Source organism: Chitinophaga sp. RAB17 (assembly GCF_052114225.1).
In the GTDB taxonomy this organism is placed as follows: domain Bacteria; phylum Bacteroidota; class Bacteroidia; order Chitinophagales; family Chitinophagaceae; genus Chitinophaga.
In genome coordinates this window covers 50,560-75,517 of the sequence record NZ_JBFREI010000004.1, presented here as the reverse complement: position 1 = coordinate 75,517, position 24,958 = coordinate 50,560, and the positions used below count along the sequence as shown (strand labels likewise).

The 24,958-nt window shown below is 46.5% G+C and carries 17 protein-coding genes; 12 read left to right on the top strand and 5 right to left on the bottom strand.

Annotated features, from left to right (window positions below):
• Nucleotides 1–5 precede the first annotated feature (5 nt).
• The 8 genes from AB4Z08_RS15680 (at nucleotide 6) to AB4Z08_RS15645 (ending at nucleotide 12,892) form a co-directional block, all read left to right on the top strand.
• On the top strand, nucleotides 6–569 hold the full coding sequence (locus AB4Z08_RS15680) for a Crp/Fnr family transcriptional regulator (protein WP_441574699.1): 564 nt from the start codon (nucleotides 6–8) through the stop codon (nucleotides 567–569).
• Nucleotides 570–644: 75 nt separating this feature from the next.
• Nucleotides 645–1,067 (top strand): DUF2147 domain-containing protein, encoded by a 423-nt coding sequence (locus tag AB4Z08_RS15675; RefSeq protein WP_441574698.1) that lies wholly within the window; start codon nucleotides 645–647, stop codon nucleotides 1,065–1,067.
• Nucleotides 1,064–1,447, top strand: coding sequence for a DUF5360 family protein (locus AB4Z08_RS15670; protein WP_441574697.1), 384 nt, complete (start codon nucleotides 1,064–1,066; stop codon nucleotides 1,445–1,447). The genes AB4Z08_RS15675 and AB4Z08_RS15670 overlap by 4 nt, the downstream gene beginning before the upstream one ends.
• A 153-nt stretch (nucleotides 1,448–1,600) precedes the next feature.
• Complete coding sequence (locus AB4Z08_RS15665) at nucleotides 1,601–2,155, top strand: sigma-70 family RNA polymerase sigma factor (protein WP_441574696.1); 555 nt, start codon at nucleotides 1,601–1,603, stop codon at nucleotides 2,153–2,155.
• A 72-nt stretch (nucleotides 2,156–2,227) separates the two neighbouring features.
• The gene (locus AB4Z08_RS15660; protein WP_441574695.1) at nucleotides 2,228–3,277 is read left to right on the top strand and encodes a FecR family protein; all 1,050 of its coding nucleotides are present in this window, start codon (nucleotides 2,228–2,230) and stop codon (nucleotides 3,275–3,277) included.
• An 85-nt stretch (nucleotides 3,278–3,362) separates the two neighbouring features.
• Entirely contained in the window at nucleotides 3,363–6,521 is a 3,159-nt protein-coding gene (locus tag AB4Z08_RS15655) for a SusC/RagA family TonB-linked outer membrane protein (protein ID WP_441574694.1), read from the top strand.
• 17 nt (nucleotides 6,522–6,538) lie between these two features.
• Nucleotides 6,539–8,140 (top strand): RagB/SusD family nutrient uptake outer membrane protein, encoded by a 1,602-nt coding sequence (locus AB4Z08_RS15650; protein WP_441574693.1) that lies wholly within the window; start codon nucleotides 6,539–6,541, stop codon nucleotides 8,138–8,140.
• A 159-nt stretch (nucleotides 8,141–8,299) separates the two neighbouring features.
• A complete protein-coding gene (locus AB4Z08_RS15645) occupies nucleotides 8,300–12,892 on the top strand; it encodes an Ig-like domain-containing protein (protein ID WP_441574692.1) in 4,593 nt (1,530 codons plus the stop codon).
• Between the two features lie 87 nt (nucleotides 12,893–12,979).
• Here AB4Z08_RS15645 and AB4Z08_RS15640 read toward each other — a convergent pair whose 3' ends face one another.
• Nucleotides 12,980–13,915, bottom strand: coding sequence for a DUF4421 family protein (locus tag AB4Z08_RS15640; RefSeq protein ID WP_441574691.1), 936 nt, complete (start codon nucleotides 13,913–13,915; stop codon nucleotides 12,980–12,982).
• Between the two features lie 294 nt (nucleotides 13,916–14,209).
• Between AB4Z08_RS15640 and AB4Z08_RS15635 the strand changes: the two genes are divergently transcribed.
• Entirely contained in the window at nucleotides 14,210–15,070 is an 861-nt protein-coding gene (locus AB4Z08_RS15635; protein ID WP_441574690.1) for a hypothetical protein, read from the top strand.
• A gap of 182 nt (nucleotides 15,071–15,252) precedes the next feature.
• Here the strand turns inward: AB4Z08_RS15635 and AB4Z08_RS15630 are convergent, their stop codons facing one another.
• Together AB4Z08_RS15630 and AB4Z08_RS15625 are read right to left on the bottom strand one after the other, a co-directional pair.
• A complete protein-coding gene (locus tag AB4Z08_RS15630; protein ID WP_441574689.1) occupies nucleotides 15,253–15,648 on the bottom strand; it encodes a barstar family protein in 396 nt (131 codons plus the stop codon).
• Nucleotides 15,649–15,782: 134 nt separating this feature from the next.
• Nucleotides 15,783–17,180, bottom strand: a complete 1,398-nt coding sequence (locus AB4Z08_RS15625; RefSeq protein ID WP_441574688.1) for a hypothetical protein — start codon at nucleotides 17,178–17,180, stop codon at nucleotides 15,783–15,785.
• Nucleotides 17,181–17,627: 447 nt separating this feature from the next.
• On the opposite strand from AB4Z08_RS15625, the gene katG reads away from it, so the two are divergent.
• Both katG and AB4Z08_RS15615 read left to right on the top strand, forming a co-directional pair.
• Nucleotides 17,628–19,904, top strand: coding sequence for a catalase/peroxidase HPI (gene katG, locus AB4Z08_RS15620; protein WP_441574687.1), 2,277 nt, complete (start codon nucleotides 17,628–17,630; stop codon nucleotides 19,902–19,904).
• A gap of 177 nt (nucleotides 19,905–20,081) precedes the next feature.
• The gene (locus tag AB4Z08_RS15615; protein ID WP_441574686.1) at nucleotides 20,082–20,987 is read left to right on the top strand and encodes an NmrA family NAD(P)-binding protein; all 906 of its coding nucleotides are present in this window, start codon (nucleotides 20,082–20,084) and stop codon (nucleotides 20,985–20,987) included.
• Nucleotides 20,988–21,128: 141 nt separating this feature from the next.
• On the opposite strand, the gene AB4Z08_RS15610 is transcribed toward AB4Z08_RS15615, so the two are convergent.
• Nucleotides 21,129–22,172 carry an SMI1/KNR4 family protein gene (locus AB4Z08_RS15610; protein WP_441574685.1) on the bottom strand — a complete coding sequence of 348 codons (1,044 nt, stop codon included), beginning with the start codon at nucleotides 22,170–22,172 and terminating at the stop codon, nucleotides 21,129–21,131.
• Nucleotides 22,173–22,218: 46 nt separating this feature from the next.
• Nucleotides 22,219–23,055, bottom strand: a complete 837-nt coding sequence (locus tag AB4Z08_RS15605) for a hypothetical protein (protein WP_441574684.1) — start codon at nucleotides 23,053–23,055, stop codon at nucleotides 22,219–22,221.
• A 233-nt stretch (nucleotides 23,056–23,288) separates the two neighbouring features.
• On the opposite strand from AB4Z08_RS15605, the gene AB4Z08_RS15600 reads away from it, so the two are divergent.
• Complete coding sequence (locus AB4Z08_RS15600) at nucleotides 23,289–24,911, top strand: NADP-dependent glyceraldehyde-3-phosphate dehydrogenase (RefSeq protein ID WP_441574683.1); 1,623 nt, start codon at nucleotides 23,289–23,291, stop codon at nucleotides 24,909–24,911.
• Nucleotides 24,912–24,958: the final 47 nt, after the last annotated feature.

The following is a 24,958-nucleotide window of genomic DNA, read 5'->3' as shown; positions in this document are numbered from 1 at the left end:
ACAACATGCAACGTTTAATCGCCACGTTGGAAGCGCTCACTCCTCTGCCGCCATCACTGATTGCCTCTCTGCCGGAAATTGTTTTTTCAGCCAACCACCCAAAAGGTACCCTGCTTGCTGAACAAGGGAAACCTTGTCGCTATATCTACTTCATTGAAAAAGGATTACTGAGGGGCTTCTATCAGCATGGCTCAAAAGATATCACCACCTGGTTTGCACGTGAACAGGATATGGTTACTTCGATGTCGGCATTTCTAACGGGGCAACCTGCTATTGAAAACATAGAAGTACTGGAAGATGCCAGCGTAAAAGGTATCAGCTACGATCACCTGCAGCTGCTATATCAGCGTTTCCCGGAATTTAACATAGTAGGAAGACTGCTTTCCGAAAAATATTATATCGAACTGGAAACACGTACACTGTCGTTGCAGTACCATTCTGCCCGGGAGAGATATTTGAAATTGCTGGATGAACAACCCTATATACTACAAAAAGTAGCCCTCGGACAAGTTGCCTCTTATCTTGGTATGTCACAGGAAACATTAAGCCGTATCCGCAAGCACCTGTAGTGGCTTTTCTTTTTTGACTTTTATCAAATTTCTATCTGCTGCGCAGTCCCTAGTTTTGTGTCGAAAATAATGACGATGCAAAAGAAATGGCAACTGACCTTCCTCCTGCTTCAGTTGAGTATTTATGTCCAGGCACAACAAAAGATCCTGGGCAAATGGCGCTCAGAAGATAAGGCCGGCATTACAGAAATATATATGGAGCGTGGAAAATATCTGGGGAAACTGGTATGGCTGCAGCTTCCCAATGATGCGAATGGCCGCCCCTATACAGATTCAGAAAATCCTGACAAAAGTAAAAGACTACAGCCACTGATAAACCTGGTTATACTGAAAGACTTCCGCTATAAAGATCATATATGGAAAGATGGCAGCATCTACGATCCGGAAAAAGGAAAGCTGTATAAATGCATCATGTGGCTCGAAGATGACAACACCCTGATGGTTCGTGGATACTGGGGCCTTTTTCACCAAACACAAACCTGGACAAGGGCGCAATGAAACAGCTCCGGTATTTCTTCCTGATCACAGACCTGGGCTTTATTGCCTATTGGTTGATTACGATTTTGCATCTCCTTCCTGCCGAATATTTATACAACAATTACCAGTCGCCTGTAATGGTTAGCTGGAACTGGTCATTTTTTCCACTGGATATGCTCATTTCCGGCAGTGGACTTTTGAGTATAGCCCTGCATCAGAAAAATAACAGGGACTGGAAAAAATGGGCACTTGTTTCTCTAATATTGACAAGCGTTTCAGGACTGCAGGCGATTTCTTATTGGGCGCTGTCAGGAGATGTTGATCTTACCTGGTGGCTGCCCAATTTATTTCTGCTGTGCTATCCCTTCTTCTTTCTGCCAAAGCTGTTTAGAACGCTATAGGTTGCGCTGACGCTTCTTTTTTTTCATATAGCCGGTACCGTGCCGGCCCTGCGGAATTGCCCTGCTCAGCTCCTTAATAAACAGACTGTTATCAAAACGGCATAGGAATTCCCGCATTTATTTATTTAAATTGCTGTAGTAAAACGCCACGTTGTGAATACTATAGCTGCTTTGAAACAAGGTAACCTTTTGGTATTTAATGAAGTATACTATTCGTGCCACAAAAGGATCTACTATTTTATTCTTCAGAAAACAAAGTCTTCTTTCATTGCAGAGGAGGTGGCACAACTTACTTTCATTAAATGCTGGAACTACCGGGAAAGTCTGGCAGACGATCTCGATATACAGGTACAACTGTTCCGGATTGCCCGCACCACGCTGATCGATTTTCTACGCAAAGAAACCGTGTACAAAGAAAAGGTGATCCACGTCATAGAGCGCTACACCCTGCCGGCGGATGACCTCTGGGGCAAACTGGCCGAAAAAGAACTACAGCATAAACTGGCGCATGCATTGGAAGAAATGCCGCCTATGCGCCGCAAAGTATTTGAAATGAGCCGCTTCAAAGGTATGAGCTACCAACAGATAGCACATGAACTTTCCTTGTCTTCCAGAACGGTGGAATCACATATTTTCCAGGCCATCAAGCAAATAAAACATTATCTCGGTATACTCCTCCCTCTTGTAGCCTGGCTTTTCCCGTTTTAAAAATATTTTTTCGTTTCGACTAAGTAGTCTGCCTTTCACAAACGTATTACTTATCTATCAGCCGTACATAACATGATAAATGACGAATTACTGGCGCGGTTCTTTAGCAATCAATGCACTCCGGCAGAAGCCCGTGAGGTAGCTATCTATCTGCAGGCACATCCCGATATACTGGAGAAATATTTGTCGGAGGAGGAGTTTTTGCAATTACAGGAAGATGGCAATTTCCCGGAAACTGTTTCACAACAGTGGCTGAAAAATATTCACCGTCAAACGGTATATACCAATAGCCGCACGGTATGGGCTAAACGATTGGCTATCGCTGCAGTAACAGCAGGCGTGCTGATTGGAGCGACGATGTTACTGACAAATCGCAGGCATCAGAAAGAAACAGGCATCACTGCTACCACGGTTGCTGCTATTCCGGCGGAACAACAGCAACACACCAGGAATAACAGTGGCAAAACAATGGCCATCGTATTACCGGATGGATCTGTAGTACAGCTTTTGCCAACCGCAGACATCATTTATAATAAACAGTTCAGAGAAAACAGGAACATATACCTGAGCGGAGAAGCTGATTTCACCGTAGTAGCCGATAAATTACATCCCTTCGTTGTATATAGCAGCGAATTATACACCACCGCCCTAGGCACCTATTTTCATGTAAAAGCCATACCCGGAGAGGACATCATTACGGTGCGGCTCAACACCGGCAAAGTGCTGGTACAGGGAGCCTCCAACAAAAAGAAAGTGATCAGCGATGTGGTACTTACACCGGGCAAAGAACTCCGGTACTACCGCAAGACCGGGAAAGCCATCGTAGCAGATTTCAATACTACGGGCACGGATATACTGGTAAAAGCAGGAAACAATGGTACCAGTAATGCAAAACCAGACTGGTATAAATTTAATAATCAACCAATGGCACAGGTCCTCGACCAGCTGAGTAACTATTACGGAATAGCCATCTATTATTATCCATCAGACGTGACGGAGATTTATTTCGATGGTAAATTTGAAAAGACAGACTCGCTGGTGAAGATACTAACCGACTTAACGCTTCCCAATAATCTGAAGCTTATCCGAAACGATAGCGGATTTATTATTAAGAAGAAATAATTCAACAACTATAGTTCTATTCCACAAAAGGCGCAAAGGCGCCCGGGGCTTGCTATGTCCCGGATTTAAAAAACACGTTCCAGTTATGAAGATGTTCTATCGACCAAAATGGCGTCTGCTCCTGCTGTTATGCATGCTGATATCAGGCGTTTCTATGTACACACAGGCGCAGGGTCGCCTGCAGGTAACCGGCACCGTGCGCACTGATCAGGGCGAACTCCTTTCCAATGCCTCCGTAGTGGCGTTGAATGAAAAAACAAAATATTCCGCCGGCGTAGTCACCGACAGCAATGGCATATTCCGCTTCTCCGGATTACCACCGGAGGGCAAATATCTACTCAGCATTTCTTACATGGGTTTTGAAACACAACAGATCAATCACATCACGATTAAATCGGGCGCCACACTCACCTTTTCTGTGCGTCTCGTGAAAACCGTGGCGGCATTGAATGATATCGTTGTTATCGGCTATGGCAGCGCCAGAAAAAAAGATGTGGTAGGCGCCTTTAATGTAGTATCCGTAAAAGAAGCCGGCGCCGTAAATGCTACCAATCCCTCGCAGTTACTCATCGGTAAAGCAGCCGGCGTACAGGTACTGCAAAGCAGCGGAAGCGCCGGTGCAGATGCACAGATCATTATCCGCGGTACCGGTAGTTTTACCGACATCAACCCCTTGTATGTAATCGATGGTATACAGGGCACCAAGAACCTTTTTAATACGCTCAATCCCCAGGATATAGAAAACATCACCATTCTGAAAGATGCCTCTTCTACTGCCATCTATGGCTCTGCGGCCGCTAACGGGGTGGTGATCATCACCACCAGAAAAGGTAAAACCGGCCCTCCCCGCATCAGCCTTTCCACGCAATGGGGCATCGCCAAAGCATGGAAACAATTACACCTGCTCAATGCGGCACAATATGTAGATGCGTTGAAAGACCTCGCTGCTGCGAAGAACGCTGTATTGCCGGCGAAATTCAATACCCCGGCGGTATTGCAGGACAGTACCGACTGGCAGGACGCTATTTTTCAAAATGCCCTGGTATCTGAAAACGACCTGAACATCAGCGGCGGCGGTGAAAAAGTAAACTACGCTGTATCTGCCACCTACATCAATCAGCAGGCGATCTTAACCAATGCTACCAACAAAAGATTTCAGGCACGCGTGGGCCTGGAAGAAATACTGGGACGTTTTAAGTTTACGCAAAACCTTATATTCAGACAATACACAGGTAACGGGAACTATGCCAGTATCATCAATGCCATTCAGTACGCGCCCTACAAACCTATCATGGATCCATCTATACAAGGTGGTTATTCTATCCTCTCCAACATCGACGACTACAGCAACGCCAGCAATCCCCTGCAGGATATCGCCATGAAGAGTCAAACGAGTAAATCGCTGGCTTTTTTTCCGCAGCTGTCAGGAGAAGTACGTATCATCGATGGGCTGAAATTCCGTTCACAGTTTGCAGCAGAAGTAAACTCCAGCCGGAACAACAGCTACCAGCAACAATACCAGTCCTCCAATTTTTTGAACCAGGCCCGCCAGTCTACGCTGGGATTTACGGAGAACTCCTATTACATGCTGGAAAACTACCTGTCGTACGACAAAGTACATGGTAAGCATCAGCTGTTTTTAATAGCCGGGCAAAGCTATATTGATCCCGGCGTCACCAACTCCTCCACCATCAGAGGTACCGGTCAGCCGAATGATAATATTACGGGGGTAGTGGTGGCTTCTTCCCAATCCGTTACCGGCTCCTATTCCAATTATGCCCGTCCTTCCGTGATCTCCTACTATGGCCGGCTTAACTATACTTTTGATGATAAATATATATTGACTACCAGCTATCGCAGAGATGGTGCCTCCAACTTTGGCCCTAACAACCGCTATGGCAATTTCTCCGCAGTAGGCCTGTCATGGCGCTTTTCAGAGGAAGGATTTATGAAGAAAAAATTCCCGGTACTATCGGATGGTAAGCTGAGCGCCAGCTGGGGACAAACGGGCAACAACAATATTCCCAACTTCCTGAATACGGCCAAAACCTACCAGGGTACTCCAGGAGGTGCACTGGTATATTCTCTTGGCAGTACAGAAACATTTATTTCCGGCACTACGCTCACTACGTTAAGCAATCCGGATTTAAAATGGGAACAAACCAATCAGACAGATATCGGGATCGATCTCGCATTCTTAAATAATCGCCTGACCATCGAAGCGGATTGGTACGACCGGAAAAGTACCGGCCTGCTGGTGACCACCTTACTGCCCGCCAGTATTGGTGTAAGTCCCACCGGCAACCAGCCAAAGAAAACCGTGAATGCAGCAGATGCAGAGAATAAAGGCTTTGAGCTCACCATCGGTTATAAGGATAAAATCAGTAACGATTTCAGCTTCAACCTAAGTATTAACGGATCGGTCAATAGCAACAAGGTATTGTCTTTAGGCAACCAGTTTTCTGCACCTATACAGGCAGGCGGCTTTTCACCGGTACCAGCTACCACCTATACTGCAGCCGGCTATGCCATCGGTTCCTTTTATGGCTACCGTTTAGATCATGTGGCTAAAGATGCGGCAGAAGTGACCGCGCTGGATCTGGCAGCGGCCAAAAAAACCGGCCAGCCCAACGCTAAATACCAGGATGGATTGTTACCCGGAGATTTTATTTATAAAGATATTGATGGCGATGGCGTAGTCACCGCGAAAGACCAGGAAATATTAGGCAATGCTATTCCAAAATACATTTATGGTATCAATGCCGGCATAACCTATAAAAACTTTGATCTCAACCTGGTACTATCCGGTATCAGCGGACTAAAACTCCTGAATGGTTTAAAATTAAACACCAGCATTATGGCCACCGGTCATAACTCCTCTACCGACATACTGGACAGATGGCGCAAATCCGGTGATGTGGCGGCTTTACCAAGATTAGGTCAGAATGCTACCGGTAACGGCAATCTCCGTCCATCAGACTGGTGGCTGGAGGATGGCAGCTACCTCCGTTTAAGAAACATTACCATTGGCTACAATGCCCCCCTGCCGATGTTAAGCAGTGTGACCAAAGGCGCCATTAAATCACTTCGCATTTATGTAGCAGCACAGAATTTAATCACCATCACCAATTACACCGGTTACGATCCGGAAGTGGCCGGCGACTATCTGTTTGCACGCGGTATTGATCAGGGACAGGTGCCGCAACCAAGAACTTTCCTGGCAGGTATTCAATTAGGGTTTTAATTTTTAAAAGTGATTTTATGAAGAAGTATATATATCCATTACTGCTGATAGCCGGGCTGATGACCATCGTATCGGGATGCAGGAAATCACGCCTGGACCTGGTAGATCAGAGTGCCTACGCGTACAATACTTATTTTACAAACATTGGCGCCCTGAACCAGGCTACCATCGCCAGCTACGCTACGTTGGTACATCCGGGATTATGGGCCAGGGAATATTATTATATTTTCGACCTGCTAGGCCATGAAGCCAAACGCGCAAGCTTCTTACAAGGCGCAGAACAGGAATTAGGTGACTACAGTTTTGGCAGCAACAATGCCGACCTTAGCTCATTGTGGAGTTCTCTGTACCGGATGATATTCAGAACCAACCTGGTGATCGACCGGGCCGCCGCCTGGAATCCTACGGCTACTGCGGATCGCGCCAAACTGAATCAATACCTCGCCGAAGTAAAGTTCCTCCGCGCATATGCGTATTTTCATTTAGTAACATTATGGGGAGATGTACCACTGTATGTTGACTACCAAACCACGCTTAACAATAACTATTTGTCCCGCAGTCCGGCAGCGGATGTATGGAAGCAAATAGAAAAAGACCTGACAGAAGCGGAAGCTACGACCGAATTACCTGCCGTATATCCTGCTGCAGAACTGGGACGTGCCACCAAAGGTGCTGTGATAGCCTTACTCGGCAAAGTCTATTTATACCAGAAAAAATGGGCTCCTGCACAAACAACGTTCGAAAAACTGATGGGGGCGCCGTATGCCTACAAACTTGATGCTGACTTTGATAATGTTTTCAGTATCACCAACCAGAACACGCCGGAAAACATCTTCCAGATCATGGACCAGCAATGGACTGACTGGGGCATCGGTTCACCATACTATATGTTTGGAAACGGTGCGGAACAGGTAGGCAAACAAACGCATACCGGTCGTGCTATGGAGTATGGCTGGAACGATTGGAAGAATGTATACATCAGCAACGCTGCCGTAAAAGCATTCACTTACACTAACCCTGCCAATGGGCAGCTGTATACGGATCCACGCGCCAAATCTACCTTCTACGGCACCACTGCTTCTGGTGGAGAAACCGTTTACTGCCAGCAATGCGCTGCCGGAGCAAAGACCTATCCTTTTGATGCCACCGATCCGCAAGGCGATTATCGCTGGAAGAAGTATGAGTATTATCATCTCATGGAAAAATATGGTGACCCTAAAAGCCCTATTAACGGTCAGGTGATCCGCCTCGCAGATGTGATGCTGATGCTGGCCGAAGCACAGATCCAGCAAGGAAATATGGGTACCGCGCCACTCGCATTGATCGATAGCATCCGTTCCCGCTCACATGCATTTTTATATACCACATTGGGCGATAAAGAAAACGCGATGAAAATACTGATGCGCGAACGACAGCTGGAATTATGTGGTGAGCAATCCCGGTATTTTGATTTGCTGCGCTGGGGCATTATCAAACAAACCATCAACGCAGAAAAGGCGGCAGAACCAGGAACGGGTACACAACCCTTCCAGGACAAACACAGGTTGTTTCCTATTCCTGACGTAGAAAAAAATTACAATCCTAATGTTGCTAAAGATATCCGGAATGGCTGGAATTAATCATCTCACAAAAAAACAGGCTTATTGCCGGCCATTATTTTGTTTGCGTGCATTGCCTATACAGAAATAAAATCACTTGAAAGGATTAACCACCGACAGGAAATAAATAGCCAGTTACTATTTCTCACCATTTGATTCCACTTATGTAAAATCACTACCATGAAATGGAGTAAACCACTATTTTTATCAGGGTTGTTAACCTTGTGTTGCCATGTATTGTCTGTAGCACAAACATACAACTGGTCATCCGTCCGGATTGGAGGCGGCGGCCTTGTATCCAGCGTACAGGCGCACCCGTTAGTTCCCCATCTGCGTTTCATTACCACAGACGTAGGCAACCCCTATCGCTGGAATGAAAGCACACAACGCTGGGAAGGGTTGCTGAACGGACTTCCCGCAGCATATTGGCCATCGGCAGCCGGCAATCTTGCTTTTGCACCCAACGATGCCACCGGTAACATCTTATATGTTTCCATTGGAAAAGGTACCGGTGCCGCCGGTACTATTTTGAAGTCCACCAACCGCGGTACTACGTGGACAGATTTAAACATGCCCATCTGGCTAAACCCCAACAGCACAGACGAAAAAAGAAACGGACAACGACTGGTGGTAGACCCTAACAACAGCAGCGTGATATACGTCACTACCCGCATTCCTGCCAGCGGCAGCGAAACCACCAACGGTACTTACAAGAGCCTCGATGGCGGCAGCTCCTGGACGAAAATCGACACACTGCATGGGCGCTTTATTGTGTTTGACACCAGCGGTGGCACACTGTCCGGTCTTACCAAAAGGTTGTACGTGGCCAACTTAAATGGCGTGTATGTAAGCAACGATGCCGGCGCCACTTTTTCATTGATACCAGGTAGTCCTGCAGGGTTAAGACGGGGCGTGTTACAGGGCGGTGGTATTTTATATGCCGCCGGTAACGGACTCGTATACAAATATAATGGCACTACCTGGAGTACTATTACGCCACCGTATAGTGGCAGTTTTACCAGCATAGCCGTAAATCCCAATAACAGCCTCCAGATCATGACTAACATAGATGCCTTTACCGGCGCTATGTATAAAAGTAATAACGGTGGTTCCAGCTGGACACCTGTAAAAGGTACACGCGATTACAGTGAAATACCTTTTCACGCCGGTAATAACATCGGCAACACCATCATTGATTTAGCCTGGGATCCGTTCGATTCCACCCAGGTGTGGATGGCCGACCTGCTCAATGCTTACCAGGGCACCAACATCTGGTCGGATGCTGCAGTGTGGAAAGTTCGCGCCGTAGGTCATGAAGAAGTAGTAGTGACCGGGCCGTTGATTTGCCCGCCATCAGGCGATAATTTATTGATGACCGTTACTGCCGATGTAGCGGGTTTCGATCACAAATCACTGACTAATCCTCCCGCAAAAGCTATTTCCGATGACTTTCAATATTATAATTCCCAGGGCGTGCATATGACCGGCGCCGCCATCCAGGAAACAAATCCCAACTTCATTGTAAGAGTAGGCCGCAGAGGCTGGAGCGGAACCGGGTTAGGTGGCTACTCCACGGATGGCGGTTTGCATTATACACAATGGGTTTGTCCTGCCGGCATGACCGGCGGCAGGATCGCCGTTTCTGCCACCAATGAAACCATCATCTGGACTACACAGGGTGGCTATACTTATCGCTCGGTGGACAGAGGCGATACCTGGACAAAAATAAACAGTATTACCAACAGCGCCATCGGTATACTGAACACGACTGGTTCCATTTTTACGGTACCTCCGGACATGAATCCCCTGGCCGCCGATAAAGTAAATGGTAATAAATTCTACCTGTATTTTTTTGGTAAGATGATGGTGAGTGAAGATGGAGGATTAACATTTGTACAGAAATATGCGAGTCTGCCCAACGTGCAAAACGTAGCGTTTGTAAAAGTAGAAACCACGCCCGGTAAAGAAGGTGATGTTTGGGTATCGATAGAAGGGAATGGTCTTTATCACTCTACCAATTCCGGTGGTAACTTCACGAAGATCACAAAGGTGCAATCTGCTAAGCTGATGGCCATTGGAAAGGCCGCAGTAAATGATCCTGCCATTTATGTGGTAGGTACCGTGGATAATATTCCCAACAGCGTTTTCCGTTCAGATGATAACGGTACCAACTGGACGATAGTATCTAATCCCGCCATCAGTGAGCCACGTAACCTGGCCGCCGATCGGCGCACGTACGGGAAAATATATATGGGCAGCGCCGGCAATGGTATTTATATCGGGGAAACCGCCGCAGGTCCTGTAACCGGCGTTACCGTGAGTCCTGCCGCCGTCTCAATAGCGGTAGGTAACCGTGCCACTTTAACAGCTTACGTGGTGCCTGCATGGGCAGGTAATAAAAAAGTATCCTGGAGTTCGGGAGATACCACCAAAGTGAAGGTAAACGATAGCACGGGCGTTATTACCGGTGTGTCTATAACGTCAACGCCTGTACTGATAACCGCTACTACACAAGACAGCAGTAAAACAGCCGCTGTAAGCGTAACCGTCACCAGAGCCATTGCCGTTTCCGGTATCGCAATTACCCCCAATCCCGACACTGTAGGTGTGGGGAGCATGGTATCATTAGCCACCGTGATTACGCCCGCCAATGCCAGCAACAAAACACTGCGTTGGACTTCTTCCGATACTACTATTGCAAAAGTGGCCACGGATACCGCCCTGGTGACCGGCATCGCACCTGGTACTGCAGTTATCACGGCTACTGCGCTCGATAGCGGCTATACTTCCACCGCTACCGTGGTTGTTTACAACGTAACACCTACAGCGCTCACCGTTACCGGTACGGCTTCTGTAGGCACCGGCGACACCGTCAGGTTAAGCACGATATTTACGCCGGCGAATACCAGCAATAAAACAGTTAACTGGACCTCTTCCGATACCGCCATTGCCAAAGTAAATGCCAGCGGTATAGTAACAGCCGTTGCAGCTGGTAATGTTACCATTACTGCAACAGCAGCAGTTGGTGGCATCACCGGCACCAGAACCATCACCGTAGTGAGTGCAGGCGTATGCGGCATATTACCCAATAATGGTTTTGAAGGTGGCCTCAATAACTGGATGATAGTGGGCAACATAGTCAACGGCAATCCGCCGGCGGCCATTGTAGCCAGCAACGCACATAGCGGCACTAAAGCCGCCGTGATTTCCGGAGAAGGCGGTGCAAGCAGCACCGTTCTGATGCCGGTAGCCGGCAGAAAAGCAGTGACCTTCACCGCATGGGCCAAAATCATTGACCTTCCGGCATGGGCAGGTTTTGGTATCGACTACATCGATTCTTCCAACAATAAAATTGTGGCAGACCAGTTCAGCGTCACCAATTCTTCCTATGCACAATTCAGTGTGGTAAGGGTGACACCACCCAATACCGCCAGGGTAAATATCTGGACTTATAAAACCAGCAGCGCCGGTAAACTTTGTTTCGATGATTTCTGCGTCACCGTAGCCGCCGTAGTAGATGCTGCCAGCGTATCTGTGGCTCCCAATCCGGCTTCGGTAGCCGTGGGCTATACCAAAGCATTAACCGCAACCGTGTTGCCGGCAAATGCCACTATTAAAACCGTTGCGTGGACATCTTCCAATACGGCCATTGCTACTGTTAATGCTTCAGGCGTAGTCACCGGCGTAGCATTGGGTACTGTTACCATTACCGCCACAACGACCAGCGGTGGCTTCACCGCCAGCACCACAGTGACGGTAACGCCACCGATAGCACTTACCGGCGTGAATATTACACCGGATAGTGTGACCATTGGTGTAGCAGATTCCTATACATTAACGGCCACCACCATGCCTGCCAACGCCAGCAACCAGAACGTTGCATGGACCAGTTCCAATACCGCCATTGCCACCGTCAACGCCACTACCGGCGCAGTAAAAGCTGTGGCCGTTGGCACAGCTGTGATCAGAGGCGTTACACAGGAAGGCAGCTACCCCGATAGCAGCATTGTAACGGTCATTCCGCAGGGACAATGCGGACAAATTGCCAACAACGGTTTTGAAAGCAGCCTGGTAGGATGGTCCAATATCAACAATGCCTCCACTATTACAACAGATGCACACAGCGGCTTAAAGGCAGTAGCTGTTACCGGTCAGGGTGGCGTAGGTCGTGTGCCCACGTTCTCCTTTGCGGCAGGTGATACCATCGTATTTACTGCCTGGGCCAAAGTATCCGGCGGACCTGCATGGGCAGGCTTCAGCCTCGATTTCCAGAATGCATCTTACGTAAAACTGGCTACCGCTCAATCGACTGTTACGGCTACCACCTATACGGAGTACACACAGAGTATAGTCGTTCCCGTTGGTACTACCAACTTCAATATCTGGTCTTCTAAATCCGGTACAGCGGGTATACTGTACCTGGATGATTTCTGCTTAACCGTGAAGCCAGGTGGTGGCAGCATGTTGCGCAGCACAGGCCTCGTACCTGTCGGCAAAGATGTGACGGCAACCACCGGTAACGTTTCGGTGAGCGCATATCCCAACCCGGTGTTAAGTGATATCAATATACGCTTAACCAATTATAAGGGTAGTCGTATCGCGGCTACGCTGGCCGATCTTAACGGAAGAATCGTGTACCGGGAAACGATTACTACCCAGAAAGGAACCACCCTTTACCGGTTACATAATGCCAGGAAACCTGAAAAAGGATTGTATATACTTACCGTCAGAGGAGAAGGAATGATAAGTAGTTTCAAGATATTAGTGCAATAGATGATGATGACTGATAAAAGCCCGGGGCATTGCTCCGGGCTTTTTGCGTAATACCAGCCTTACCACCTACCTCCACTATTCATCCTTTTAGCGGGAAAATCTTAATGCTTTTGTTGATAACGAATCCAGCTTATCCATCTTCTTTACGAGAAACTGCGGCGCTTTCAGGCGATAGCCGATGAATGCTTTTACTACGGCGTGATTATCTTCATTAATGATCGTTGTATTTTGTTGTTTATTCACGGTACTGAAAGCAGCTGTATAGGCGCCTACAAAGAATCGCCTGCCATTATAACCCAGCCCCAGGCGCCCATCTATACGAACAGCGGGAGTGTTGCTATGAGTGATCACGTTGCCGGAAGCGGAGCGGGTGGTCAATTTGGTAAAAATATATCCGTAGGCGGGGGTCAGTCCCAGCGAAAGGTAGCACTGCTTAAAAACAAAAGTATATTGATATCCGGCCCCAGCCAATACTTCGAAGCTGGCGGATTTTTGAGTAGATGAAATTACCGGAGACCGGTCATCGGTGATATAATACCTGTACAAAAGAAGCGGGATAAAGCTACCCGCGCTTTTAACCTGTCGCTCGGTTTGTGCAACCACCGAGTTTACAGAAAACTTTCGGTTGAAGCTATAGCCAGTGGTCCCCTGAAAATTGGTATAATATAATTGGGGAAATTGTACATAAGGCATGCCCTCCTGCCAGGATGGTACATAGTCTTTGGTGTTTTCCAGGTAAAACCCCTTTACACGGTTATAACTTAACTCCTGTTGCCAGTGATCAAAATTAAAATTTAACCCAAAGCCATGGCTGGCAGTCTTCCCTTTGATATCGTCATCATTATTTCCCCCGATGAAACGTGGCGCAAAATTCAGGTTGGCACTGATGAAGCGGTAGGAAAAACTAAGCTGGCTAACGCTGGAAACATTAGGGCTCAGGTAAATATTATTCTTACCAGTAACGACAGAGAGCTTTTCTACGTCTGAACTTTGTGTGAATTTCAGCGTGATCATTTTATCCATTTTCTCAACCCAGGGATTATAGGTTTTCCCGGGCGTAGAATCGGCAACGCAAAAAAATGATTTGACAGCAAATAAAGTTATACATAAGCCGGTTACAGGCATATACGGGCATTAAGGTTATAATATGCAAATCTGCATTTGCAAGCAAAAGTAGCATATTGATTTTCATTCATAGCAACTTCTTCGCCTTGGATGCACGTTACAGAACATATATTCATTTTATAAATATAATTACCTGAGAGGCTGTTAATGTAAAAATGTTTTACTTTGATCCAAACAATCTGATAGTAAATTATGCGATACTTTTCCCTTTTTAAAACTGTCCTGTTATTAGTTCTGACTGTCTCCTGTTACTTTACTTCCTTCAGCCAAACCGGCAAAAAACATGATGTTATTGTAAAACTGAATGGTGACCAGCTCAATGGTGATGTGCTTGAAATTACGGATAGCACTATCCGGTTTACTTACACCGGAGAAAAATTAGTTTACAATATCAAAAAATCTGATATCCTGAAAATAACCTTCGCCAGCGGCAGAGTGGAAACAATTAACACACCGGCCACCACAGTGCAGAATACGCCTGTTAATACAGGAGCGCCCACGCAGAAAAGTGCGGAAGAGCGCCGCAACAAGGTCGCTATTCTGCCATTTTCATTTGTAAAAGACGGCCAGAATGCCGCGCAGGAAGTCAGTGATGAAGTACAAAATGAATTGTTCGCTTTATTAAGTAAACACTCAGGCGTATACACAGTAGTGAGCCCCCGCGCCACCAATGTGCTGTTAAATAAAGCAGGGATCACCAAAGCAACCATGCTCAATTATACAATGGCTGAAATATGTCAGATTCTCGGCGTTGAATTTATAATAGATGGACTGATTACCCAAAACCGGACTACTCAAACCAGCTATGGCAATACTTCCTATAGCGATAAAACCAAGAAAAAAGAAGATTCTGACGACAAAAAAAGCAGTGGTTATGCGAGTACTTCTTCTACCAGTGTCCAAAATTATGAAACAACCATGGATATGAAAATATACAATGACAAAAGTGAAATTGTATATAATCAGAACAGAAAGGCATTTTGGAACACCGGTGATGCTTATAAGAATACCATGGAATACCTGATAAAACGCAGCCCTCTTTATAAAAAATAATTAAGAAGAACGTACAAGCGCATACGCATACATTAGATTTTCCACTTAAACTCGTTGCTTTTGTACTCTCCTTCTACATAGCCTCCTGGCACATAGCGGTGTTTATCGTTCGTGTGCCAGGAGTATACTCCCGTAAAATTAGCTCCCCGCACTGCTATTAAAATGTGGTACGCTATGTTCGCTCAATGAATGGGGCGTAACGTAATATTGGGATGCTCCGCAATAATCTCCAGCAGTATGTCAAAATAGGTCTGCCCCTCTCCTTTATTCAGCGCATCCAGTTTTTCGCGGAAATGTTCCTTATCAAAGGGAGAGTCTGGCAGGAGTTTCTCTTCGTAATATTGTTTGGTGACCTCATAGCCCAGGGCCAGCCTGCTTTTTTCCATCTGCTTCCATACCAGGGTAACCGGTTCGTTGCTTTCGATGGCTCCAAATCCACCGTAAAGGAGGTCATTAAAGGCGTCCAGGCTATTGCCCAGGGTCCAGTCTTCACCAGTCATAAATACGCGGTTTAATTCCCCGTAAAACGAGGGAATATCGTTGATCAGGTTTCCATCAATAACAATCTGTTTTTCCATGGCTGGTTTTATTTTATAAAGATAGGGAAACAAAAATAGCTCTGAGAGGATAGCAGGATCAGAAAAGCGTGACACATTCTTTCGAATGTATCACGCTTTTCTGATCCTATATCAAATAACTAGTCTGGTGTAGTTTAGTGCCAGAACCGGCTGTTGCTATTATGTCTTCTGAATTTCCTGATGGCTTCTAAATTCATTCTCAGCTTCTTGTTCTGGTCAGAAGATTTCGCTGCTTCAAATGCGCCCACTGACTTGAATGCCATTACCATGTCGTAGTCCATGGCTACCTGACCGGAGTCGAAAGGTACGTTGCCATAATTATTCCGGAACCACAGGTTCCACTTAGGGCTGCCAGGCGTATATACGAACAAGGTATCATTCGGGAAGGGACCAGGTAACAGGAAGGAGTTAAATGAATCCTGTGCCGGGCTATGGCAACTCATACAGGAAGACAGTGCCAGGTTTTTATATTCCTTGCCCGTATTAATATCGTAGGCTACCTGGGCTACAGCACCATCATTCGGGCCGCTTAACCGGCCGCCCCAACCCAGTGTTTCCCGGCTATATTCCGGCGCCAACGGATTAATAACGGTTTCCTTCAGCTTACGATTGGGTTCTAACGTACTGTTTATGCCCGGGTCATCGCCCCACATGGCTCCAAGCGGAACCATCTTTCCCCATGGTGTTGAAGCAGGCTTGTACCTGTCATATACGAAGGTGGAATATACCCATCCGGTTTCAGGAGAGGTAGCGCTATCCTTTACAATGATATCCATCTGGAAAAAGCTGACGGTACGCATCTGGTATCCAAGTCTGGGATCGGCTTTTGTTGGAATGGTATCATACACGTGGAAGGTTTGCGCACCTTCCATAGGAGCCCAGTCCGGGCCGTTGATATTAGAAAAAGCCAGCTTTACGACCACACTACCTTCTTTAAATTGTGTGGCATCGTTCATCAGGTTAACTTTCTGGCCGGTTTTACCCCAGATTTGTCCAACCGTATAAGCAGCAGTGGAATCGTATAAAACAAGCGCGTATCCGGCTTCATCTTCTTTTAAAGTCTTGAACATATTGGCGGGGTTGCCGTTGCCTAAATAGGCTCCCAGGATGGCTTCCCGCTGAGTTCCCAGCCAGGGTTCATTAAACCAGCCATATTTTGCGGATGTCCAGGAGGTATTGTTGGTAAAGAATGGGATTACACGGGGAGCGATGTAGCTCTTTAATGAATCCATGTAGGCAAATACATTCGAAGCGGAGATGGGCTGCCCGTTTAATGCACGACGCCAGGGAGGGTCTACAACAGGTGTTACTGTTGTTGGGTAGTCATGGCTGAGTACAAATAAAGAATCGGGGTACTGTTGTGCTGAGGGCACGGAATCCCTGTGGTTCAGAAATGCGCCATCCGTGACAGATACCTTCAAATCAGATTTTGCATCGGTGTCTGTTTTGTTGTTGCTTGCACAGTTATATGCTAATATAACTATAACAGATAAGGTAAATAGAACACCGGTAACGCTGTGTGTTTTCTTCATAGCATGTAGAATTTTGGTTAAAACGATTTGTGAAGTGGAATTAAAAAAGTTATTTTGAGAATGGGGAAATTCACACGATTGCTTATCAGATTCGTTTCAAAACGATATATAAATATATCGAAAAAAATAAATCATCTTCATTTTTAATCCATAAAACAGCTAATAATTATAACAGGCCACTCAAACAGCGTATCCTTCGGAAGGTGTGAACCCTTTGTTTCCGAAATCAGTTATGTATATAGGCAGCTTACCTAACTATTCGTGAAAGCCATATGATGGTGGGCGGCAGGAGATCCGGTTTATAACAGAAGGGCCACCTCATAGATTTTAACTATTGAAACATAGAAATTAATTGATTGTGATTATTACTTCAATACCATAACTTTATAATTCTGCACAAATACCAGGTGCAAGCATGTGTTCATTTCGTACCCTAAACATTCAAAAATGGAGAAAGAACTAAACGACATCAGTAAATGCCCGTTTCATAATGGCACTATGAAGCACAATGTTGGCGGTGGCGGCACCAGGAACCATGACTGGTGGCCCAACCAGTTAAAGCTGAGTATCCTGCGTCAACACTCATCCTTATCAGACCCTATGGGTGAAGATTTTAACTATGCCGAAGCTTTCAAAAGCCTCGACCTGGAAGCAGTGAAAAAGGACCTCCATGCACTCATGACCGACTCGCAGGAATGGTGGCCGGCAGATTTTGGACATTATGGCCCCCTGTTCATCCGTATGGCCTGGCACAGTGCAGGTACCTATCGTGTAGGTGATGGCCGTGGTGGAGCAGGCGCGGGACAGCAGCGTTTTGCCCCGCTGAACAGCTGGCCCGATAATGTGAGTCTCGACAAAGCCCGCAGACTACTCTGGCCAATCAAACAGAAATATGGCCGCAAAATTTCATGGGCAGATTTGCTGATCCTTACCGGTAACATAGCACTGGAGTCCATGGGCTTTAAGACCTTCGGGTTTGCCGGCGGACGTGAAGATGTATGGGAACCGGATGAAGCAGTATACTGGGGTACAGAAACAACGTGGCTTGGCGGCGACCTCCGTTATGCACATGGCTCCCCCGGCGTAGACGAAAAACATGGCGTAGTAGTATCCGATGACGATGCCAATGGTGATATCCACTCCCGCAACCTGGAAAAACCGCTTGCTGCGGTGCAGATGGGATTGATCTATGTAAATCCCGAAGGTCCGGATGGTAATCCCGACCCGATTGCCGCCGCTAAAGACATCCGGGATACCTTTGGCCGCATGGCCATGAACGATGAGGAAACGGTGGCCCTGATAGCAGGCGGACATAGCTTTGGTAAAACCCATGGCGCCGCTCCTGCCACTCACGTAGGCAAAGAACCCGAAGCCACCGATATGGAAGCGCAGGGCCTGGGCTGGAAAAACAGCTATGGCTCCGGTAAAGGTGCTGACACCATTACCAGCGGCCTGGAAGTAATTTGGACGAAAACGCCCACTCAATGGAGTAATAACTTCTTCGAAAACCTGTTTGCGTTTGAATGGCAACTTTCTAAAAGTCCTGCCGGCGCACACCAATGGGTAGCCAAAAATGCTGAAGCCATAATTCCTGATGCATATGATGGTTCCAAAAAACATGTACCCACCATGTTGACAACCGATCTCTCATTAAGACTGGATCCGGCCTACGAAAAAATCTCCCGCCGCTTCCTGGAGAATCCAGATCAGTTTGCAGATGCATTTGCCCGGGCATGGTTTAAATTAACACACCGTGATATGGGTCCCCGTGCACGTTACCTGGGCCCTGACGTACCAGCAGAAGAGCTGCTGTGGCAGGATCCTATTCCTGCCCTGAACCATCCATTAATAGACGAAAATGATATTACTTCCCTGAAGGCAAAAGTATTGGCATCCGGCCTGAGCGTATCAGAACTGGTGTCTACCGCCTGGGCCTCCGCGTCCAGCTTCCGTGGTTCAGACAAACGAGGAGGTGCCAATGGCGCCCGCATCCGTTTGGCGCCACAGAAATACTGGCAGGTAAACAATCCACCGCAACTGCAAAAAGTGCTGGATAAATTAGAAGGCATTCAAAAAGAATTTAATGGTGCACAGTCTGGTGGTAAAAAAGTTTCCCTGGCAGATCTGATTGTATTAGCTGGTACTGCTGCTGTTGAAAAAGCAGCAAAGGATGCCGGCAACGCCATCACCGTTCCTTTCACAGCCGGCCGCATGGATGCTTCCCAGGAACAAACCGATGTAGAATCCATGGGCTTCCTCGAACCATTTGCCGACGGCTTCCGCAACTACCGCAGATCAAAACCATCAGTATCAACAGAAGAGTTGCTGCTGGATAAAGCACAGTTGCTCACACTTACTCCTCCTGAATTAACCGTACTGGTAGGTGGTATGCGTGCATTGGATACCAATTTTGATCATTCTGCAAATGGTATCCTCACTAAACGCCCTGGCCAGCTGACCAATGACTTCTTCGTAACACTGCTCGACATGAACATTGCCTGGGCACCTGTTGGAACAGACAAAGAAGTATATGCAGGCGTAAACCGGACTACCAATGAACCCATTGGAAATGCCACGCGTGCAGACCTTGTATTTGGTGCAAACTCAGAACTGAGGGCAATCGCTGAAGTTTATGGCAGCGCCGATGCGCAGGAAAAATTCGTGAAAGACTTTGTGGCTGCCTGGAGTAAAGTGATGAATTTAGACAGGTTTGATTTAGCCTGATGACAAAATTTAATGAATAACATAATAGAGAGCCTCCGTTTACCGGAGGCTTTTTTTATGACCGTATATTGGAATTGCCCAATCTGCTGTTCTATGCTTTTGGCTACAACAAAACCTGTTCTGGATACATCTGTTTTGTCGCTGCGATGGATCTTTGCATCAACAAACAAACAGCATATGAACATCGTACTTACAGGATCATTAGGGAATATTGGAAAACCGCTTGCACAGGACCTGGTGCAAAAGGGACATGCGGTTACCGTTATCAGCAGCAAACCCGAAAGACAAAAAGATATCGAAGCATTGGGCGCAAAAGCCGCCATTGGCAGCATCCAGGACGTGGATTTTCTATTGGCCGCTTTCAAAGGTGCAGATATCGTTTATCTGATGGAAACACTGGACGCTGCCGGCGCTTTCTTTGATCAAAATATTGACTTCATAGGTACGATCAGCCAGATTGGCCGTAACTACAAACAAGCCATCCAGGAGTCAGGCGTGAAGCGGGTGATACATCTCAGCAGCGTTGGTGCACACATGGATAAAGGAAATGGTATCCTTGCTTTTCACTACAATGTAGAAACCATTCTCAAACAACTTCCAGCCGATGTGTCCATTAAATTCATGCGCCCTGTTGGGTTCTACACCAACATGTTTGGGTTGATACGAAACATCAAGGCAAAAGGCGCCATCGTACAAAATTATGGAGGCGACAACAAAGAACCCTGGGTTTCTCCTTTGGATATTGCCGCGGTAATTGCGGAAGAAGTGGAAAAGCCTTTTGAAGGCCGCACTATCCGTTACATCGCCAGCGATGAATTTTCTCCGAACGAGGCGGCATTCATGGTGGGCGAAGCTATCGGAAAACCGGACCTTCAATGGCAGGTCATTCCGGATGAAGAATTATTGAATGGCTGGTTAGCAGCAGGCATGAACCAGCAGGTTGCCAAAGGTTTTACGGAAATGCAGGCACGCATGGGAGATGGTGTGTTGTATGAGGATTACTATAGGAATAAACCAACATTGGGAAAAGTGAAGCTCGTCGATTTTGTGAAAGAATTTGCGGCGGTTTATCATCAGCAATAAAATAGCCATCTTTCTCATCAAAAATTAATACCAATAAGGAACCAGGATGTATTACAGCACCTGGCTCCTTATTGGTTTAATATATTATGGGAAGTACAATTGCTGATGAACATTCCTCCTCATTTTTCATTTAGTCATCTCTTAAATGCCTGTGATTTTTTTAAGAAAATCCATAAAGCTGCCGGCAAATTCTTCAAACGCCCAACGTCCCATACCGTGCCGGCTAAACAGTATCGGCGCATCACCATTACTGATCATTGACAGATCCAGGCAATAAGGATCTCCGCCATCATCGGCGATAACTAACAGGTGTGGAGGCCAATCTTGTATGACCTGGTCGGTGACAGGATTAAAAGCGTACCCCTGTTGACGTACTATTAATTCCTGCGCTCCGTAAAGATGCAGCCCCTGTTCAATATCGCCACCGTCGAGCATTACATGCAATGGTGAAAAATCTCTCAGAAATAACGCATACGTTTCAGGCAAGGTCCATTTTTCATTAATGCGCGCCAGGTCATTTTCATTGGCGATGACCAGCAGGTTACCGGGATTAGCCTTATCGTATTGCTCTTTGCGATATTTTGCCAGTTGTTTTTCAAGTTTTGCGGCCAGCATTTCCAACGGTGTTACCGGTTGCTGTAAGGCCGGATGTGTTGCAGGAGCCGTATACCCAACACCCAATGAATACCCTTCTTCCTGCCACTTCAATAGCGCGGGAAGCGGCAATTGTTCAGCCTTCCAATAGCCTGGATCACCGGGAAGATCACTATCGAATTTTTGTTCGCTATGTACCGATAAGCATTTGATGGCATTTGCACGCACCTCCAATTTCACCTCATCACTCATGGCCATTGTCACCAGTAAGGGATAAGCTTCCTTACCGGCTGTTTTCAGGTATCCGTTGACCGCCCAGTAGGACAGGTCAGGAACGGTCAGCGCCCATTTGAAAAATGCGGCGTAAGCCTCCTCTCCTTCCAGCACCAGTCCGATAATGTCTGTCATCAGGAAGTTGCGCCAATGCAGGAGTTTACCTTCCCTGGCGTAACGTACAAATGCCTGTATTACCGCCTCTCGTTCTGATTCGCCAAAATTCTTTATCAGTTTATCTTTAAGACGGGAAAACTTTGTCCCATCCGTTTCTTCGGACAACTTATACTCCAGCTCTTCTCTTTTGTTCATTTTCATACTGAAAAATGTAGCATTTAAAAATGTGGCCAATAGAGCGTAATTATTAAAATAAGCTCCCCTGTACTACTGCTGGTGGCATCGTGGGTTGAAACAACCCAACAATTGTAAACGGCTGCCTGGAACTTGCATGTGCATTTTGTGTGGTACCCAGGAAGAAATAAAGATCCGTATTCCTGGCATATTCCTGCTGGTATTTCTTTTTTACCTCGTTGATAGCTTTCTGTTCTTTTTCAATACCAGCGCCTTTTTTCAGGCTTTTCCAATACAGGGAGGCCAGTTCCCAGTCTTCTATGGGGAGTGTGATCTCTTCGTTTTTATCATCAATAAAACGGAATGAAAACTTATAAGGCAGTTTTTTCATTACTGCAAAAGGATCTTCCGGCTGCTCATATACGTTCCCGTTTTCTTTCTCTTCCTGTAATTTCTCCAAACGGACGCTGTTCCATTCCCGCTCCGTTTCTTCCACTACAAAACCCAGTATCCGTGTAGGTTTGAACACCACCAGCGAGGTATAAAACGCTTCGTGTTTCGCTTCCATCATTAACGTGGACAGGTTGCGGTATACACTCCTCAGCACCATGGCTTTCCGTTCACTCCAATGATCTTCCGTACCCAGGTGTCCTGTCTTTTTTACCGCAGCATCTACTGCTACAGGTCTGAAACTTTCCAGCCTGAAGTCACGGGTGTTACGCACAAGATCCAGCTCCACCCAGTCGTATAACTGATATTGCTCTTCATAAGTTTTTTTTGAAAACGGGATGGGATATATCCTTATAAAGGTTCCATCTTCTCTTACACCGGCGATGCTAACCTGCTCATCATAATGGGAAGATACGGTGGGGTAACTTTTAACAGTGATCAAAACTTTCGTCAAGGGCATGCGCAAGATGTTTTATAAAATATAAGTGCCGTATTAATTTTCTGTAAAATATGCGGCAAAACTAGGTTAATCATTGAAAATAAAAAAGTTAGCGATAATGCCGGCAGCATTTTCCAAGGCTGTTTTATCTCCTGATAATTTACCATATAGATTTTCCCCACTCCCCGATCGAAACATTCTATGTGTATTATTCCACCTAATTTGTGTACTTTGTACGCATAAAATTTTAACACATGAGTTTTCAAGATGAGCTGAAGAACCTCTTTGTTGAAGAAAATGAAATACCCGAAGAATTCCGTATTTCTGAAATTCATCAGAGAGAGTACCTGGTAAACGGGGAGATGAAACAATGGAATGGACCGGTGAGTGAGGTATATTCTCCTATTAATATCCCCACTGCGGATGGCCTGAAACGCAAGCTGATAGGCACTTACCCGCTGGGCACAGAAAAAGAGGCCTTCGAAGCGCTGGATGCTGCCCTCGCAGCATATGATAACGGTCGCGGTGAATGGCCAACGATGGGACTGGATGGGCGCATCAACTGTCTCACTGTATTTGCCCGTAAAATGACGGAGCAACGCTCCCTGATCGTAAAGCTGATCATGTGGGAAATCGGAAAATCCTATGCTGACTCTGTCAAGGAATTTGACCGCACCATAGAATATATTAACGCTACTATAGACGCGCTCAAGGAAATTGACCGCAGCTCTTCCCGCTTCGAAATCAAAGAAGGCACCATCGCACAGATCCGCCGTTCACCACTGGGTGTGGTACTTTGTATGGGACCATTCAACTACCCATTGAATGAAACCTTTACTACACTGATTCCTGCACTGCTAATGGGTAACACCATCCTCTTCAAACCACCAAAACATGGTACCCTGGTGCATTATCCATTACTACGTGCATTCATGGAATCATTCCCTAAAGGTGTGGTGAACACTGTATATGGTCGCGGCGCCTCCGTAATACCAGGCATCATGGCTACCGGTAAGATCAACGTACTGGCCTTTATCGGCTCCAGTAAAGTGGCCAACGACCTGCGTAAACACCATCCCAAACTGAACCGCCTGCGTGCTGTCCTCAGCCTGGATGCCAAGAATGCCGCTATCATCACGCAACATGCGGATATACAGGTGGCCGTAAATGAATGCATCCTGGGCGCATTATCGTATAATGGTCAACGTTGTACCGCCATCAAAATATTATTTGTACACCGCTCCATTGCCAACGAATTCAATGCGCGTCTCAGTGAGTCTATCAGCAAAATGAAATTCGGCATGCCATGGGAGAAAGGCGTACAACTCACGCCGGTAGCGGAACCTGGTAAGCCTGCTTATATTCATGAAGTGATTGAAGATGCGATCGCCCACGGAGCTGCCGTGATCAATGAAAATGGTGGCGCCAGCAACGAATCATTTGTATTCCCTGCGGTAATATTCCCGGTAAATAATAAAATGAAACTCTATAAGGAGGAACAATTCGGTCCCGTAATCCCTGTTGTACCTTATGATGAGATAGAAGAAACGATCGACTACCTGATCGAATCGCCACATGGCCAGCAGGTAAGCATCTTTAGCAATAATCCCGATGAAGTGGCTTCACTGATAGATCCGTTGGTAAACCAGGTAAGCAGGGTGAATATCAACAGTCAGTGCCAGCGTGGACCGGATGTATTCCCGTTCACCGGCCGGAAAGACAGTGCAGAAGGAACGCTCTCTGTGCATGACGCGCTGCGTTCATTCTCTATCCGCTCACTGGTAACTACCAAGATGAACGACACCAACAAAAAGCTGCTGGAAGATATCGTGAATCAACACAGCTCTGACTTCCTCAGTACCAATTTTATTTTCTAGCATATCCGTATGTTATGAAAGACCTTGCAGCTACCCGCTGTAAGGTC

Bases quoted from the DNA above. Each gene is read 5' to 3' on its own strand.
- AB4Z08_RS15670 (WP_441574697.1), top strand. From the start codon at position 1,064: ATGAAACAGCTCCGGTATTTCTTCCTGATCACAGACCTGGGCTTTATT.
- katG (WP_441574687.1), top strand. From the start codon at position 17,628: ATGGAGAAAGAACTAAACGACATCAGTAAATGCCCGTTTCATAATGGC.
- AB4Z08_RS15635 (WP_441574690.1), top strand. From the start codon at position 14,210: ATGCGATACTTTTCCCTTTTTAAAACTGTCCTGTTATTAGTTCTGACT.
- AB4Z08_RS15640 (WP_441574691.1), bottom strand. From the start codon at position 13,915: ATGGATAAAATGATCACGCTGAAATTCACACAAAGTTCAGACGTAGAA.
- AB4Z08_RS15655 (WP_441574694.1), top strand. From the start codon at position 3,363: ATGAAGATGTTCTATCGACCAAAATGGCGTCTGCTCCTGCTGTTATGC.
- AB4Z08_RS15650 (WP_441574693.1), top strand. From the start codon at position 6,539: ATGAAGAAGTATATATATCCATTACTGCTGATAGCCGGGCTGATGACC.
- AB4Z08_RS15625 (WP_441574688.1), bottom strand. From the start codon at position 17,180: ATGAAGAAAACACACAGCGTTACCGGTGTTCTATTTACCTTATCTGTT.
- AB4Z08_RS15630 (WP_441574689.1), bottom strand. From the start codon at position 15,648: ATGGAAAAACAGATTGTTATTGATGGAAACCTGATCAACGATATTCCC.
- AB4Z08_RS15675 (WP_441574698.1), top strand. From the start codon at position 645: ATGCAAAAGAAATGGCAACTGACCTTCCTCCTGCTTCAGTTGAGTATT.
- AB4Z08_RS15660 (WP_441574695.1), top strand. From the start codon at position 2,228: ATGATAAATGACGAATTACTGGCGCGGTTCTTTAGCAATCAATGCACT.
- AB4Z08_RS15615 (WP_441574686.1), top strand. From the start codon at position 20,082: ATGAACATCGTACTTACAGGATCATTAGGGAATATTGGAAAACCGCTT.
- AB4Z08_RS15645 (WP_441574692.1), top strand. From the start codon at position 8,300: ATGAAATGGAGTAAACCACTATTTTTATCAGGGTTGTTAACCTTGTGT.
- AB4Z08_RS15680 (WP_441574699.1), top strand. From the start codon at position 6: ATGCAACGTTTAATCGCCACGTTGGAAGCGCTCACTCCTCTGCCGCCA.
- AB4Z08_RS15610 (WP_441574685.1), bottom strand. From the start codon at position 22,172: ATGAAAATGAACAAAAGAGAAGAGCTGGAGTATAAGTTGTCCGAAGAA.
- AB4Z08_RS15605 (WP_441574684.1), bottom strand. From the start codon at position 23,055: ATGCCCTTGACGAAAGTTTTGATCACTGTTAAAAGTTACCCCACCGTA.
- AB4Z08_RS15600 (WP_441574683.1), top strand. From the start codon at position 23,289: ATGAGTTTTCAAGATGAGCTGAAGAACCTCTTTGTTGAAGAAAATGAA.